Here is a 17,695-nt window from a genome sequence, read left to right on the forward strand (position 1 = left end):
GGGGTGTTCCCTTTTGACTATTAATTTGATGTTAGTTGTTTGAACCTATATTTCGTGTACATTGATAATCCATTAAGACTATCGACTAGTTTTATCATATATGACCAATATTCGCTTTTCAAGTCTTTTTCCTCATAGTATGAGTAAATTCTATAGATTTTTCATCTCTTTATAGAAGTCCTCTACTTCATTTTGGATATTTTCTTCTTGATATCCACTAGTTAGTTCTTCCGGTTGAACGGCAACTCCTAGTGACTGGCGGCGATTCTTCGGTTTCCCAACAGCAGACTCGCTAGGTTCTTCAGAAACATCAGCAGTAGTCCTCTTCGGTCTTATTGGTAATTCTACCTCTTGTAACGGTACCACTGTTTCTTGTTGCTTTTCTTCAGGTACTTGTTTTTTTCGTTTTGGTAAAACAATCTCTGTTAAAGGAGCAACCTCATTTGGCTCATTGGTTGTAAATGGATCGATTGCTTTTGCCTTTACAGGTTGCGGTTTAACTTTCGGTTGATAATTAACTGGTTTTTCAATAGGCGATTTAATGTCCAGTTTCTGTTCTGTCGTGTAATTTACCTTTGGTAGCGCGGGTAATCCGACACTAGAAGGTTTTTCCTCATAAGTTGTAGTAGGTTCAACAAACGTAGATTTCGTAGCTACTTTTATTTCTTGTTCCTTCACATGAGGAACAGTTACAGCAGCTAAAGGTGGTGTTGCTTTCCCTTTTTGATAGTTTACATCTTCATGAACTGGCTTTTGAGGATTCTCTAATGTTGTTGCCTTTTCTAATTGCTCTAGATTTAATAAATTATCTTCTACTACTAATTGAATAACTGCTTCTTCTTCATTGTAAGCTGGCGGTAGTGCTACTTCCATTTCGTCTGCATCTGCAATTTCCACTAACTCTTCGTTTCGTTTTGCTTTATTAAAACGTGCGTCAATCCAATAAGGAATAACCTCTTCATTCACTTGTAGTTCAGATTGTATAAATTCCTCATCAGGAACGAAATTAGCTCTAATTTGTTGTACTGGGATAGATTTGTTATTAACTACAATTTTAACCGCACACTCAAACGCATCTTGGAATAGAACATTACTAGCCGATAAGGCTTCTTCCCTTACTTTGCTATAAGTAGAACCACTTCTCGTTACAGGATTGTCTTGTAAAGGTGAAACCGACTGTTCCGATTCCCCTTCTTGGTAAACATACTTTTCTCCAAACATATCAGAAAAGTACTTAGCGTCATAAGAAGATACATCCGCATATACCATTCGATTACGCATGGCTGCTACAACAGTATTCATATAATCTTCTCCGTATGCCCCTCTTAATTGTGTAAGAGTTTGCATAAGGATAGTAACGACAACCTTATATTTTCTACTCTGCGCAGGAAAGCTAGCAAAATTTTGATAGAGGTATTCAGGCGCCTCATCCACAATTATGTGATGATAAGTTGAAATGTTAGGATCTCGACGGAATGAAGCATTTTGTAAAGTCATTAAAACGATTTTCCCTAATATTGAACCGAGTTTTTCTAACTCACCCTTAGCGGTATTTACTAACAGCAAACCGCCCGCACTACCCATATGGTCGTCAAAATTAAACGTAGATGGACCAAATAATACCCGACGAATAAGTGGATTTGCTCCAATATCATTCAAAATGTTACGTAAACCTTGTACATATTCTTTTTGTGTATCTTCATAAATCATATTTCCATCATCGTCTCGTGCTTTGGCAACTCCACCGCCGCCTAAACGAACTTCTTTTGGCACGATTACATTATCAAACCATTCATCGATTCCTTTTAATATCTGCCAATAGTTATAAGTATCGCGGTCTGTGATATTTTCATAGCCTTCTGGGAAACGTTTTTTCAGTTGAACGTGCATATCATGTACGCGATTACTGTCATTATACATATCGAGTAACATATCAAACGTAACGTCTTTATTGGGATCGTGCATTTTCAAAAGATATATAAATTGCTTCAGATGGTTACGCTGTGCTTGAGCGAAGAAATCGTTACCTCCGCTTTCGTCTGCAAGTCCAGATATTACTTGTGCGAACACTTCCGCTACTTTTTCTGTAGGTCCTTGCATAACATTAATGCTTGGTGTGTTGGGATTAGTTACATCGATATAAGTAATCGCTTCATCTGGAATTCCATGAGCTTTTGCTAATTTATATACTTTTTGACATAAATCGTTTGATGGCTCTATTACAGATAACCCATTAAGATAACGACCTTGTATTTCTTCTGTTAAATAGTTTTCCATTTGAGAGATTTTTGGAAAATCATTCATAAATTTAGTAATGTAATGCAAGTCTTGTAGAATGGTAGGAAGCCCTAAAGCCGCACTTTTCCCAGTTCCTATACTTCCGACTATTAAGGTATTTAGGGTTCTATCCTTCCCCGGTAAAACTACCATTTCTTTTGTCTTCTTATTGATTCCTAATTCAATATCGGGTAATTGGGTAATTTCTTCCTCGACAGTGCCCATTTCCTCAAACTTTCTTAACCGTTCTCCATTCCATTGAAATTCAAAGAATGCAGCTCTTAAATCAGCATCGTGCATACGATAACGTGTGATCACAAACATACCCATAAACATTACGAGGATTAGCGGTAACATGACCAACATGAAGAAAAATCCAGATGTCTGTTCAAATAATGCTTGATTGACCGTATCACTTGTATCAATAACTCTATCAACACGCTCATAGAAAAATGGTAAAACGTGGTGCTGTACTTTGGTCATGCCATATCCAGATAACACACCCATATTCGCCAATAGCATATTAAGGAACAACAGTAATCGCATTCTTGGAGTTTTAAACTTCTTTACTCGAGTGCTCAATAACCAACCAAATATACTGATTGCTGCTATTAAGAGAATCCATAAGAAATGTACTCCTTCTGCTCTACCAAATAGAAACGGTAAGTAAAATACTTCTACCCCTCTATAATTGCTCACAACTAGCGATAATACTTTTATCCATGCCCATAAAGTGAAATAGGTTGTTAGGATAGCTAAGAACGATACGATAAAGAAAGGCGTTCGTTTTTTCAACAATAGCTTTTGTTCATCACTCAAATACATTCTTCCTTCCTTACTCATCTCTTGGTACTTTTGTGAAATTACTTCCCAACTCCCATAACGGGAGTTGGGACTTTTTAATTTGAGCACGTGTTTGTTCTGCTAATGACAACCAGCTTTCTTTATCTGTTAGATATACTTCAACATTACGGGATTGCTCGTACTCAATTACATCAGCATCTAAACAAGCTAAGTTATCGTATAGCAAGATGAGATCCACTTGATAATTCGAATAATCGGATTCATTTAGACTTTCTATACGAGCACGGTAAACTTTATACCTTTCATAAGAATGAATGGAACCCGGACACATTCTTAGAACCACGTAATGACGTTTCCGCTTATTCGGGTATTTGATCGTCATATAACTATCCGCTGTAAATAGTGGATTCCAGTTGCTAGTTGGTGGTTTAATATCCTTTTCTTCAAATGTCCCAACTTCACAATCAAAGTTCTTCATAACAATTTTTGTATAATCTATCCATTCATCTGCCATGAAGGACTGTAGAATCGGCTGCATGACTTCTAATTCATCTACTGCACGCTTAACAAACTCTGGAACATTCGCGGAAGGAGTCGCATATACATGTAAATTATTCGGCCAGTCTACTGTTGTATCAAAAGAAGTTTTTAAGAAATGTGTTCGTTTAACTCTTGTACCTTCCTCTGCATACTTGGCAACACTATAATCAATTGGAGAAAAGACAACGTAAATCTCTTTTCCTTTTGCATAGTCAGATTCACAAAACTTTTTATAGCGCTTCACTTTGTTTAAAATGACGTCTTTCCCCTGTCGTCCACTATCAACTTCTAAAGCAATAAGCGCGTATTCTGTTTCTACCACGTAATCAGGAACAACCAGCCCCTTGTAATCTGTAGTTGCATTTGCGGAAGTACCTAGAATAGCATGAGCATTCCCGCGTAGTAACCTGACTTTAAAACTGTCATTGATTCTCCCTTGCTGATACAAGTACATGTACATATTGTTAGCTAATGTTGATGTTGCCATGGTATGCACGCTTGGTAATGTGATCTTTTTCATAATATCTTCAAAGCGATTTACTTCCACTTCTTCGATAAGTCCCTCATTTACAAGTACATTTAATCCTCTAGTACCTACCGTATAAAAATAACTATTAAACAGAAGGCCGTTAAACTTCATGGATTCATTTTGCTTTCTTTTTAAGATACCACTATCAACTAAACGGTCTAACCTTTTTGATATCCCATTGCGAGTTATAGGTTCAAATGCAACCTCTTCTCTATACAAGGTATATAAATTTATGATATCAGCTGCTCTCATATAGCGGTGCATATATACCTGTTCTATAAGTTTGATTTCAAACCGATATAACAGCATTGAAGGCATATGATTGTATTTGGGTAACTTAATTTTAATATTGTCCTTCATCTTCATTCACCTCCAATCTTTTCAGTGAACACAAAATACCCCGACCAAAAACAGAACAATATCATCTCGTGATATGCTCTAAGTTTTCGATCGGGGTATTCCCGTTTCAGCTATGTAATTACGGAAAACATTGTAACACATATCTTTTTAGTTTTCATTATTGGATTCATTAGAGTTGCCTAATAATTGAGGAATCTAAGGGGAAGGTATTAGAATTTGTGAAGCATATGCGAGGGAAGCTTTACTACCTCTATTTGCTAGTTATAAAGGGGAATTTAGTATGCGTCGCAAAACTTACTTGCACCTTAGGGAATTCTTTACTGTGAAAGTCATCCAGAGTGACACTTTATAAATGACGCTTTTTTCATATAACTGTCACTACTGAATGACACTTTACGAATGACAGTTTCCAACATCTTTCCTACCTGACTTCCCTCTTCATTTTCATATTAATTCCGACTTATTTATCTTGTTGCTCAATAAGAACATCCAGTAATTATTTACAAGAATTTTCAAAGTAATTCTTTAAGTGATCAGTAGGCAATAATACGAGTTGAATTTTAGATTTGCGCTTATAGTTTATAGCTATAAGACTCTTAAATTATCATTAATTACTTTATACACACACCTTCCAAAATTGGGTCTGTTTCTATAAATCCGTTAAAGCTGTAATAATCAAAATGTCGTTGTTCCTAATGGTTGATTTGCTATGTTTATTAATGACTAACTAACCGTTACTTTTTAAATGTACTGTAAAAGAATTATAAATCGGTTGTTTTTCTAATTGGTTTAAAGCTTGGTCTTTACATATATTAAATAATCCCACTCCTTGCAATCAGTTATCACAATTTATAGTGAATGGACTTTTAAATACTGCTCCCTCCCCTTTTAACAATTCCACCCCCTAACAAACGATTTGAAAACAATTTTTAAATTTATCTCATTATTTTTAGAAAAATAGCGATTTATAAATAGTTTTTATTAAGTTTAAATGACTGAAGCAATATTTAAATGGATTACAAATTATTTAATACTGCCGTCTCCCCATTTTTAATATTCAATTTCCATACTAGCAACGATTTGAAAACAATTTATAAATTCTTTTCACTATCATTTGAGAAATACTGGTTTATAAATGGTTTTTATTAAGTTTAAATGACTGAATTAGCCTGATTTACCAAATTACAAATCTCATATAGTTAAAATTAACTCTAAAATTAATAACCTTATATACTTTTCCTAAAAAATATTTGTCAAAATTAAACTAATATTCTACCAACAAATTGAATCAATAACAGAATGCATAATTCACTTAATTATTACATTAATTATTACGGCAGTATATGAGGGAATAGAAAATGTAGAATTATAAAGGTTTAACAAACATCAAATTTTATGGGGATAATGCCTTGATTTTATACTTCCTAATCTGTACAATAGAGCCATGAAAAGGATATTGCGGTAATAGTTAACGCTGTTATTAATTGAAAGATTAATTGAATCATTAAGGCAATAATTAACGAGGTGGTGAAGAAATGACTAATTACGACTACCTAAGTATCTTGAATAATAACTTAAGCATCGAAAGTAAATGGTTTTTAATTAAACTCTTAAACCAAAGTGAACCAATTAATAAGGACAAACTACGTGACATTGTTAATGATAGCTACATTGATCTAGAAAAATCACGCGGTAATGAAAATCCTAAACCTTTAATTACATCCCGTTACTTACTAGATATACATACAGCGAGACTCGAAGGTGCTGGATTGGTACATGTCAAAGAACTGGGCAGAATGAGACTTTATTCAATTACTGATTTAGGGAAAGAGTTATTGAATTTCACACAAAGAAAGTAAACCTGACTAAAATAGATAAGAATAAGGAGAGATAAAATATGGAACAAACATTACAAAACAGAGAACAACAATTATCACACGAGAATAAAGAAATGAGTTTTCGATTTGGATTTTTAGGGCTAGGAATGGGTGGAACATCTATTGCATCAGCATGTGCAGACGTTGAAACAAACATAACTAACAAAAAATACCCGTATTCAGCATTATTAATTAACACTAATCAAATAGATTTTGATAAAGTGACTCCACGCAACCCTAATACTGTAAAGTTTCTAATTGGTGATGGTAAAGGCGCTGGGCGTGATATCAATATGGGTGAATCACTATATATTGAAAAAGCGGAAGAGATAGACAAATTAGTTACTACACAATTTAGTCAATCTGATTTCGTTTGGTTAGTTGTCGGTTTAGGTGGTGGTACTGGTACAGGAAGCGTCATTCAAGGGATTAAAACATTAATGACTAATGGATTTAAAAAGAAATTTGGTTTAATCTTAACTCTACCTAGATTTGTAGAGGGTCATACTGTAATTAATAATGCTTTACAACGACTACAAAAAATCTATGCTGCAATGCAAGGACTTGGCCCTATTATTTTAGTGGACAATCAAAAACTATTTGACGAATATCGAAATGAACACCCTCAAGGTTCAATAGCGGATTACTTAACATATTCAAATAAATATGTTGCGGATGCACTACATGATCTTAATACTGTTACAGCAAGTTATTTACCTGTCGGAGAATATCACTTTGATAGCTCAGAGTTCCGAAAAATGTTACAAACACCCGGCTTAATACATTTCGCGCGTTTTAGTGCAAAATCTGCAACAATAGACGCTGGTCAAGGTTTATCTTATTCTACTAAGCTGAAACAAGAGATTGATAATGGAGTATTATCAAGTGGATATAACTTAGAACAGGCTAAACAAGTTGCTGTTAGTGTATTAGCAAACAAATCAGATTCAAAAAGATTATATACTTTTGAGTTTGTAGAGCAACTTGAAAGTTTAATAGCCTCTACTGCTTTAGCAGCTAAAGAAAAACCTGTCGCTTTATATGAATATGAATCGAGACGACAAGATAACAATGTTTATTTTTATTCTGTTTTTGCAGGATTGGATTTCCCAGAGGCTCGTATCTCTGCCCTAATGGATGCCGAACGTCAATTTGAAGAGATTCAAAAGGCTAACGAAGAAGCTAAAAAGAAAGACTTATTTGCTGGATTCCAGGCTTCATCTAACAATAAACAAAGCGAGGATCTTTCGTTCGATGATTTATTTGGAGATAAAAACGATGATAACTCTTCAGATAAACTAAATGATGATTTTGATGATCTTGCTAAAAGATTCAATTTATAATTAATCATCAATGACTCATAGATGCCTTAGAATGTTGATAAAACAGCATTCTAAGGCATCTTTTTTTCTAAACTGTTTTTAAATTGTTTACATCTTCTCTTTTAAACTGAATAAAAACAAAATCTAAATCACTAAAATGCTCTACGGTTTTAAATTAAATTCAAACTATTAAAGGATGCATAATAATTAAATAAATAAACTAAATGAAAACTAAAATTAAACCAATATCTAGCTATATGAACTAAATCGTTTTTAAATTATTTGAAAACAATTTTATTTGAAACTTCAAACTGAATAAAAACTGAAACCATTTTCAAATTGTTTACAAATGGTTTTGATTAATATTTTCAAACTAAAATAAAACTAAATATAAATCAATAAATTTTATCTATTTACAAACCGTTTTCAAATTGTTTTTAAACAGTTTTATATATATATTCAAACTAAATAAAAATTCATTTTAAATCGACTATATTTCAGCTTGAACTATATAGTTTTTAAACTGTTTATAAATCGTTTAGTTCGAATTTACTCAATTATCATTAAAACAAATTATTTTCACACTGTTTTTAAATCGTTTTATATTTGTTTTGTAAACCAAATAAAAATTAAATTTAAATTAAATTATTTAAAACTGTTCTGAAACATTGCAAAATCAAGGAAAATCGGTTTTACTTAACTTAACACACTACAAAACTTTCGTTAGTGAGGTGATAGAAAATGGTGAAAATAGATCCCAAAATAGTAGAAAAGATATCGTTTTTTAGTAACTACTTTAAAGACGACATACTTTATCAATTCATAGAAAATCATGGCATGCTCGATGAACTGTTGAATCCAGAGAATGAATTTTTAAAGTCTATTACTCTAGGAGAAAAATATAAGAATGATGATGCTGCTAAGTTAGTAGGGGCATCAAGTGCCCAAAGAGTACTAAATATTATTAATGATTCTCGTGGATTTAAATCTTATTTAAAGGCTGTTAAAGTCGGCGCAAAAACTTATATACATGATGAAATTATTCTTTTCAAATTATGGATGATATTCTTTTTAATTTCTAAAAACTTTAGACCTAATGAAGTTGCTCATACGCTTGGATTAGTAGATGCAACAGGAGTTCATACAGATGTCTCAAGGAACAATGTACAGCAAATTGATGAAGCTAGAATTCTATCAATATTTCATAAAGAGATATATCCATTTATGGAAGAGTTCAAAAATCAACAAGCGAATATACTTCAAAATTCAACTTTGCATGTAAAAGAACAAGTAAAACAAGAGTTAAAAGATGAGCTTATTAAAGAACAAGAATTAGTAAACAAAAAAATCAACTTCTCTATTGAGACGATTATTCTTACTAAGGATATCGAAAAGGGTAAAGAAGAAATTAGTCGATTGGAAAGACAAATTGACCAATTAAATAATAGATCGCTTAGATTAACACAAGAAGCGAAATCATATGAATCTAAAATTGAAAAAGTAAAATCTAGTGGATTTATTGGTAAATTATTAGGTAACTCCAATGACAGTTTAAAACAGGAGTTAATGGATAGTTGTTCAAAGGTCCTTGAAGAGATAGAAACTACTTCAGAAAGTATAAAAGGTTTAACCGAAGAGTTAGGGAAGGTTAAAGAAAGAGTAAGTAAAAATACTAGTGAATTAAATATGGTTCTTAAACAACAAGAAAGCTTTGATCTTACTCATTCATTACTAAGAACACCTTTATTAAGTGCAACAATTAGTAATGTAGTAGAGTTACCTGAGTTTAATAAAAACAAATCAGTAACATTAAGCGACACAGGACTATTAGAAGTAGCTGCTACTGTTGAAGAAGAAAAAACTAAAGAATAAATAAAAAACTACCGTCCATAATGGATGGTAGTTTTTTTGACCTCGTGCATACTAAGAAATACACATTTCTTTATAAGCACTATTAAATTAGTTATATATTAGCATACAAAATATTTCCAGAGCAAGAAAAAAGTTGCTCTTTTCTTTTACAGACAACTGCCGATATAAGTAATGACGTAGCAGAAAATAATGCTTGTTATACTATTTTATAATTTGATATACTAATTTTGACCTCGTACAAATTTCCATTTCTGCTAAGTAATTGTGCTTATGTGCAAATTTACTAGAGTAGAAAAGGGGAAATTCCCTATCCGACAAGGGGGTACTAGGTAAAATACACTTTTTTATTTGCAACCTTCCGACAAAAAAGCAAATAAAAAAACACTAACGGCTTCCGACTTCCGTTAGTGTCTCGGTCCAAATAGACCTTCACCGGTTTAAAAAAAACTAAACTAAGTAAAAGAAAGCGAGGTAAGAAACCACATTAACTTTTTCTCTTAACATAATTCTTTTTAAACTTAATACAAATCATTTAAAAACTTATTATTAAATAAGTTTTGATTTAAGATTGCGTTTCTTTACTTATTGTAACTTATTTTCAACTTACAATGCAAGATGGTTTATTGTAGTAAAGAGCATTTTTAATGAAAAAATTCGGTTTGTATTTAGTTTTTTTTTCGCATATTAAAAACTAGATTACAAAGGACGAACTTATTATGATACAAAATACATATGGCACTAGTGCTCTTCAATATACAAAATTTTTTCTTAATGATTTACAAGACCAAACTCAATATTACAGTACAAAGATATCTGCAGACTTTTTTATTTCATTAGGAAAAAGTTCTTTTAAAAAACCTTCATTTACTGCTCTCACTCTATTAATGTGTGTATCACGTTATGTAGATGTTGACTTTAAAATTCAAACTTCTTGGGACAATATCTATCAACAAGTAGGTATTCGTTCCGATCTATTTGTACCTGCATTAAAAAACCTAATTTCCTTAGGTTTTATTGTGAAAAAACATGATGGTTACTATGTGACAGAAAAATCTCATGTATTAATTTCAAAAGGTACTGATACTCTATTCATTCCTAACTTCAAATTATTATCCGATTATAAATTCCTTAAAACATTAAAACCAAAGATGATTAATTTTTTATACTTTTTATTAGGGAAATCGATTAGTCCAAAAGCTAATTATACGCGTACATATGATGTTTGTTCGCTTTATAAGAATCATTACCAAAAAGATAATGTTGGTTTTGATTTATTCAAAACATTAAAGGGATTATTGACTGCAATTATAGTATTAGCCAGAAAAGGATTACTAGAAGCCACTTTCTTACCTAAATCAAATACTGGCTTAAAAGATAGTTATTTCTTTGTAAACATCAACGATATTAAAAACCTTGATGATGAGGAAGTAATGAATAGACTTCTAAGCTACTTAGGATATACATATACAGAAGATGGACGACTAGGAAAGAATCCTGGGGTAAATAAATACAAAATAACATTAAAAGTATGTGAGTTTAACAGTACGAACAATAATATTTCAAATCTAGCTGAGTTCGAAAAGGAGCTTTCCATTTACAGCTTATCTATAGAAAATATATTCTCCCATGAGGACATCTTTAAATTAGATGATAATGCTATTAATCTTTTTATTAATTTAAAGAAGAATTTAATATCATTAGTTGGGCCAACGATAAGTGTCAAAATTTATCGGGATGCCTTACGTTATTTTCTTTCTGAGAAACACAACCATCTTTATGCTTATAATGTTACTCGAGTGGAAAAAGCTGGTTCAATTTTCAAAAAGTATTATTTAATGCCTTATTTAAAACAAACAACAAAACAAATTATTGAACGTATTAGATTAGAAAGTGACTTTTTCTTTGAAAATGAAGACATTAAAGTTGCTGAATATAATACGTTGATTTCACATGAAAATTTTAAAGGCATACTGAAATTTATAGGGGATCATGCAGACATCATCACTTTGAAAGAAACATTAGATATGTTTAATGAGCCAAAAGTACATAGTCTAATTAGTGAATATTATCCTTCGGCACTGTCTGGTCTTGAAAACAATATGAACGAAAAAATATACAACCTATATGCTAAATATGTAATTGAAAACAACGTCAAAATGGATATTCAAACATTTAAAAATAATGTGATTGAAAATGTAATGCCAGTCTTAGAAAGCCATGCGAAAGTTACATTTGAAGCATTAATTAGTCAGTTTGTTGAGTCATATGATGGTGCATTAAAACATGATTCTATAAAACAAGAAACTGAAAAGTATCATTATAGTATTGCTGCTCTACACAAAACATACATTAGATCGCAAATTGAGTATGTCCTAAAAGGCGAAACAGCGATGTACAATAATTATGCACCAGCGGTTCTACAAGAAGTCTATGAAAGTATTCTTGAATCAAAATCAGTAGAAACGTTAGTTAATCTTACTAACGAGCAACAACAGCTACTTATTAAACAAGCTAAAACATTATTTGAGATAAAAATACGTGCTCTTATTCAAGTGAAAAACATACAGACTAACAACTCTAATTTGTTTTACAATTGGCTAGTAGAACGTGACTAGTAATAATTTTTAAAAAAATAAAATGAAAATTCAGGCCACTTAACCCTTTTTGGAGTGGTCACTTTGTCATGCTTTTTTTTCCTATATATAGATTCAATTCATGATTTGTCTTGTAAAACTTAGGGAATAATAGACTTATAGTAGATTTAAAGTCGAATCTTGGTGCAATATAACACAAATTGGAGTTAATATCGTTATTTTATTTCCATTACTGATTGTTATTAACTCTTTACTAGTTTTTAAAAGAACAATCTAGTGTATTAATTTCATAGTTCGGAGGGTTATTCTCACAGAATAAAAAAAGCGCATTTTAATCTATACTCTCGAAATTCCTTATATTAAAAGGATTCATGGACAATTAATACAAACGAAAAAAAGGCTACTTTTAAGTTTTTAATAATTAATTTTTTAAGGTTTTATTATATATATTTAAAATGATATTTAATAATTTATAAGAGAAATGATTTACATTTATTTTCACTAGGTCTAATTAGTTTCGTCGCTTTCAATTAAAATCATTTAGTTTCATTTAGATGGAAATAATGTTTTAATAAAGTATATAATTACTGATTGATTACTAAAGTTTATATACTATAGTAGTTTTTTTAAATGGAATGGAATTAAAATCTATAAAGATTGACTATTTTTAACGAAGGAGGAAAACACTCATGCCTTATGGATTTGCTCAAAACCGATTAAAGAAAGGTATTAAGCCCTCAACAGTTAAATTTCAAGTCATTGTAGTTGAACAATTATTCTCATTCTTACGAGGTAAACACAAAAGAGATATTGCACCAAATGAGATAGTTGCAAAAGATATTCGAGATTATCTTGATTATCAAAAAAATGTAGAAAAATATAAAGACGCTACAATCTATCGTAAACAGTCCAATTTAAAAGTGTTCTTTAACTACTTATGGGAACAACGTTATATATCACATGATATTATGGAAAAGTTTGAGTATTTCCAAGAACCTATTCATGAGATACGTGAAACTCGTTCTTTAAATTATGACTATGAATTTTTACTAGAGCAGCAGAAAAGGGTATTAAACTCTAAACTTACAGATACATGTAAGTTCCTTATGCTACTATATATAAAAGGTATTGAAGTAAGTGATATGTATGATTTACAAGTAGATCATGTATCTATTAAAGATAATGTAGCTGAAATTAAATATGTTTCTCGAAATCAAGAAGTAGTAAAGGTTGAATACACAGATGAACAAGAGATAGCTGTGATTGAAAGCATTGTTCATAGAGCAACAATTGTCCGAGATACTCCATATTTAATAAGTGTGAAACCCAAAAATCAGGCTACTTACGGTCAATCTAAACCACTCTTAACTCGTTTTTATATCTCCGAAATAAATAAATTTATTGGGATTAATTTAAGATCAGATGATGTACGTTTAACATATGTTTATTATCTCTACCAAAAACAAAAGAAAACAATAGATGAAATCGCTGAAATACTCGGTAGAAAAAGAAAATCTATTTCAACTTTAGTTGAGACAGCTATTGAGAGAATGAATCATAAGAAGTATAATAATGATATTGTTCATAATCAAAATACAAATGATGTAGATACTTCTATTGCTTTATAATTGAACTTAATATTAATTTGGGAACACCCCGAACTATCACGACTGTTAAGAGGAATATTAACAGTCTTGGTTCGTGGTGTTTTTTTTACTTTTTTAATAATGTCGTAAAGCAAAATAGATAGAGAAAGGAGTTGCATCTATGGATTTGGATTCACACTACAAAAACCTGAGATATACAGAAGATCTAGTTGTTGCAATATTACTAGGAAACAGTGTGATTAAAAAGAAAAAAGGAAAACATACACTAGAGTTTACATTAGAAGATAATAAGAAATTTATTTTAGATATGTATATTGAGAAAAATAACATTAACTCGCTTAATATTGAAAAATGTAATTCTAAATTTATTTTACATTCCTCATTTATATTAGAAAGAATTATTAAAGAATGGACAGATTCAATACAAGTATCGTTGATTGATCCACGATATTTTAATAGAAATATGTTTACAATTTGGCTATGCTTGTTCGGACATAAGAAAAAGCGAGCTGTTGTGATTCAACATAATAACCTTACATATGAAGTTCAAGAAGTACTAGTAAGATTATTCAAAGAGATTATGAATTCTACAACGATTGTCACTAATAACTATTATTTTAAAATTGGTGCCTTTGATAAATTAGTAATGGATTCAATAAGAAATAACCGTCCTTCCTATGAGACAGCAGAATTAGGAACATTCTTAAATGAAAAGGAACGCGAACAATTAGGTATAATGCGATGTACGAAAGAAGGTAATAATCAATATGCGTAATCTCAAAAAAGCTAGTGTTGGTCTATTGCTCTGTTCTGTATTAACTGCTGGTTGCACAATAGATGAAACCATTGAAAAAGAAGTAGCAAAAGTTGAAGAAAAGAAATCACAAGCTCCAGAGGAAATTGAAGAAGAAAAAAACCCCTCCGCTATCTTAGATGGAGATGTAAGTCATGATGATTATGAGATGAATGAAAGACAAGAGGAAATGCTTGAGGAAGCAGATAGTAAAACGGCTGAGGAAGCTGTAGAACATAATATTTTAGAAAAAAAAGTAGTTGTAACTAATAATGTGCCACAAGCGAAAGATATTTTCACCGATAAAACAGAAGCGTCACAATATTTCAGTTATCTTCTATTTCAATATCATTCCTCTATAATAGATGGAACAACGTTTTATCAAAAGATTAGTCCTTATATATCACCTAAATTTGAAGAGCTGCTGCCTAAAAGTATCAAAGAACGTGAAAGTATGTACGAGTCTCTTCAAGAATTATTTAAAGAGCAATTAAACAGTAAAATTACAAATTACGAAATGACAGAAGTTACTTATGATGAAATGGGAAATGAAGGTTATTTCTATCGTAAATATACATTAGAGAATGGAAAAGATGTTTTTTATAAAACAAGAATTACTAAAGCTGATAATAAGGCTTGGCTCCTTATTGATGATGAACCTACTAATGGCTATGAGACAATGAATAGTAATGTATCACAATTTAAACAAACATTTGTGAAGACAGAAGAAGGAGAGTAAATTTGATGGCTATAGCAACAGATGAAAAGAAGCTTTGGAAATATCTAAATGATAAGTATGAAAATAATAAAGAATTTCGTAATGAAGTAACGGAAGTAATAAGATTTTACGGTAGTAAACTTATGAATGTAGCGGATACGGAAGAAAAGCGAGAATTAGTAACAGAAATTGTTGAGGAATGTATTCTTGGTCAGTATTTTCATGGGTACTTTTTACTGACACGTCTTATCGAAGAGAGCCAATTGCAAGAAGAACAAGTATTTCTTGATGAGTTTTGGGCAACTCCGCCGGGAATGATGCAAAATAATATAGGTGATGTAATGAGCTACCAATTCGAAAAAGAATGGGCTTATCATAAAGAATTAGAGAAATATAATCTAAGAGTTTTAAAAGAGTTACCAGATGGATTTGATATATACCGAGAAATCTTGTTAGAAACAGCCAATTATGGTGCTTATAAAGCAGTATTGGAAAACGATTTATATAAAGGTAATATCGAGGATGAAAAAAGCAATCTAATGCACTTTGGAAATCCTATTGATCTTCAATTTATGAATCCACAAGTTTTCCTGCAAGCACAATACTATTCAACTCAGCACGAATTTTGGGATGTATTTAAAAAAGCAAATGGTGAAAGTGAATCGTCATGGATAGGTACAGTTCATTTATCTTCAATTCCTACAGAAATTCACGATAATGATGTTTTATATATTCTAAATATCTCATTAGCTGATATTGTGCGGTTGGATGAGAAAGCTCGAATTGTAGAAGCTTTATGTAAGCAATTACCTGAACAGATCACGTCCTCCATGCAGCTAAGACTGTATCATTTATCAGATTTAGAAGTATTGGAATATAAAACAAAATAAACGTATGATTCATGCTCTTAGACCGTTCAGAATGCGCTCTAGGAGTTTTTTCTTTCTACAATGAATTGCAATACTATTAAAAGTAATAATTGCCTTACAATGCGCTAAATATTTTTTAATATAGCGTTGAAATAGAATTTGATTAAAAGCAGCGAATGAAACTTTATTTCTTAGTTAATTTAAGAAATTTATTCTGAACTACCTAAACGGCAATATGGTATTATTACTTTTAAAATTATCCAAAAAGTAGGTGGTAGTTTGGCCAGAAGAAGTTATGACCCCGAATTAGTTAGAATAAAAGGTATTTCTGCAGATAATAATCCTCTTAACAGCGAAGTTGAAATTAGGAATTCTTTAAGAATACCTCTAAAGAGAGGTATTGCATCATGTATCCTTATGAATCCTAGTAGTGCTGATGACATTGATTCTGATGATACCATTAACTTTGTAATTAAATATATTTATCAGAATATACCTGAAATCGATTGGATAAGGTTTTATAATCTTTACCCTTTCTACGAATCTAGTTCACCCATGATTTATCCTTTAATACATAATTTATCAAAGTCAGAATACAGCTCTGCAATGAAAGAAAATAGGAAGGAAATTAAGAAAACTCTTGGTTCGACAACTCACTTGTTTTTGGGATATGGTCAATGTAGCGGAGATGCAAATGATAAGTCTACTTATTATGATATCGAAACAGAGAAATTGTTGAACATGATTGAAAAATATTATAAGAACGATATCTATGTTTTTGAAACTTCTCAATCAGAAGACATTCTTATCAAAAAAAAGTATCCTAGACATCCCAATCCAAATAACAAGCATGTTGCTATTAATCATCACAAGTGCCAGATTAAAAACGGCTCGATCGTGTTAATTTAAATGTGAAAATAAAAAACTACCGTATAAGCTGAATTATCAAGACCAGAATCGAAAAATAAACAAATTAATGGAACAAACATATTTTGTATGACTAAAATGTTTGTTCCATTTGTATATAAATATTAAGGGTCTAATTGTTTTTATAAATTTAATAACGAAAATCATTTGTTAGAAAGGTTGATAATTGATGGAGTTTGGTGAAATGGTTGATAAAAACTTCCGTCTGGAAGGCTTAGATATAGTAATGTGGGAAAAAATTTACAAACATCACCTTGATTTTAAATACGCATATAGTCGTTATAGGATATATAAAAGAGATAGTAAGTTGTTTTTTGTAACTGTCGAAACTGCTGATTTTAGTGAATGGAATAAAGCAGATATAAATTGGGAATTGTTCGCGGGAACTAAACCCTTCTCTACATTAAAAAAAGCTAAATGGTTTCTGGCTGATTTCGGAGTAGGAAATGATGTTTCTACAAATTGGATTGAGAAGTGCCAACTATCTTTGCGTTACTCTATAATGAATCTTAAAAGTATAGTAAAAAAGTATACCTTAGCTATTTTAGGCTTGATTGGATGTATTTGATAAGCTAAAACTGAGCCACCATCGCAGTTGAAAAGTGA

At 31.3% G+C, this 17,695-nt stretch carries 12 protein-coding genes; 10 read left to right on the forward strand and 2 right to left on the reverse strand.

Annotation, left to right across the window (positions count from 1 at the left end; genetic code table 11):
• Window positions 1-150: 150 nt before the first annotated feature.
• Together LG296_RS19690 and LG296_RS19695 are read right to left on the reverse strand one after the other, a co-directional pair.
• Window positions 151-3,096, reverse strand: a complete 2,946-nt coding sequence (locus LG296_RS19690) for a type IV secretory system conjugative DNA transfer family protein (protein ID WP_193768072.1) — start codon at window positions 3,094-3,096, stop codon at window positions 151-153.
• 16 nt (window positions 3,097-3,112) lie between these two features.
• On the reverse strand, window positions 3,113-4,510 hold the full coding sequence (locus tag LG296_RS19695; protein WP_404428017.1) for a replication-relaxation family protein: 1,398 nt from the start codon (window positions 4,508-4,510) through the stop codon (window positions 3,113-3,115).
• Between the two features lie 1,535 nt (window positions 4,511-6,045).
• Here LG296_RS19695 and LG296_RS19700 point away from each other — a divergent pair.
• From LG296_RS19700 to LG296_RS19745, 10 genes are all read left to right on the forward strand, one after another.
• Window positions 6,046-6,369, forward strand: coding sequence for a hypothetical protein (locus LG296_RS19700; protein ID WP_107936636.1), 324 nt, complete (start codon window positions 6,046-6,048; stop codon window positions 6,367-6,369).
• A gap of 38 nt (window positions 6,370-6,407) precedes the next feature.
• Window positions 6,408-7,730: a plasmid replication protein gene (locus LG296_RS19705; RefSeq protein WP_107936634.1), complete on the forward strand. Its 1,323-nt coding sequence runs from the start codon at window positions 6,408-6,410 to the stop codon at window positions 7,728-7,730.
• 720 nt (window positions 7,731-8,450) lie between these two features.
• Window positions 8,451-9,581, forward strand: a complete 1,131-nt coding sequence (locus tag LG296_RS19710; RefSeq protein ID WP_107936632.1) for a hypothetical protein — start codon at window positions 8,451-8,453, stop codon at window positions 9,579-9,581.
• An 884-nt stretch (window positions 9,582-10,465) separates the two neighbouring features.
• Window positions 10,466-12,196, forward strand: a complete 1,731-nt coding sequence (locus LG296_RS19715) for a hypothetical protein (protein ID WP_404428018.1) — start codon at window positions 10,466-10,468, stop codon at window positions 12,194-12,196.
• Between the two features lie 668 nt (window positions 12,197-12,864).
• A complete protein-coding gene (locus LG296_RS19720; protein ID WP_107937349.1) occupies window positions 12,865-13,803 on the forward strand; it encodes a phage integrase N-terminal SAM-like domain-containing protein in 939 nt (312 codons plus the stop codon).
• 139 nt (window positions 13,804-13,942) lie between these two features.
• Entirely contained in the window at window positions 13,943-14,557 is a 615-nt protein-coding gene (locus LG296_RS19725; protein WP_107937351.1) for a hypothetical protein, read from the forward strand.
• Complete coding sequence (locus LG296_RS19730) at window positions 14,550-15,314, forward strand: hypothetical protein (protein ID WP_107937353.1); 765 nt, start codon at window positions 14,550-14,552, stop codon at window positions 15,312-15,314. The genes LG296_RS19725 and LG296_RS19730 overlap by 8 nt, the downstream gene beginning before the upstream one ends.
• A gap of 5 nt (window positions 15,315-15,319) precedes the next feature.
• Window positions 15,320-16,183, forward strand: coding sequence for a hypothetical protein (locus LG296_RS19735; RefSeq protein WP_107937355.1), 864 nt, complete (start codon window positions 15,320-15,322; stop codon window positions 16,181-16,183).
• Between the two features lie 258 nt (window positions 16,184-16,441).
• Window positions 16,442-17,071: a DUF1643 domain-containing protein gene (locus tag LG296_RS19740; RefSeq protein WP_107937357.1), complete on the forward strand. Its 630-nt coding sequence runs from the start codon at window positions 16,442-16,444 to the stop codon at window positions 17,069-17,071.
• Window positions 17,072-17,273: 202 nt separating this feature from the next.
• Entirely contained in the window at window positions 17,274-17,657 is a 384-nt protein-coding gene (locus LG296_RS19745; RefSeq protein WP_404428019.1) for a hypothetical protein, read from the forward strand.
• Window positions 17,658-17,695 lie beyond the last annotated feature (38 nt).

It is taken from the genome of Ureibacillus chungkukjangi (genome assembly GCF_044795995.1).
GTDB lineage: Bacteria > Bacillota > Bacilli > Bacillales_A > Planococcaceae > Ureibacillus > Ureibacillus chungkukjangi.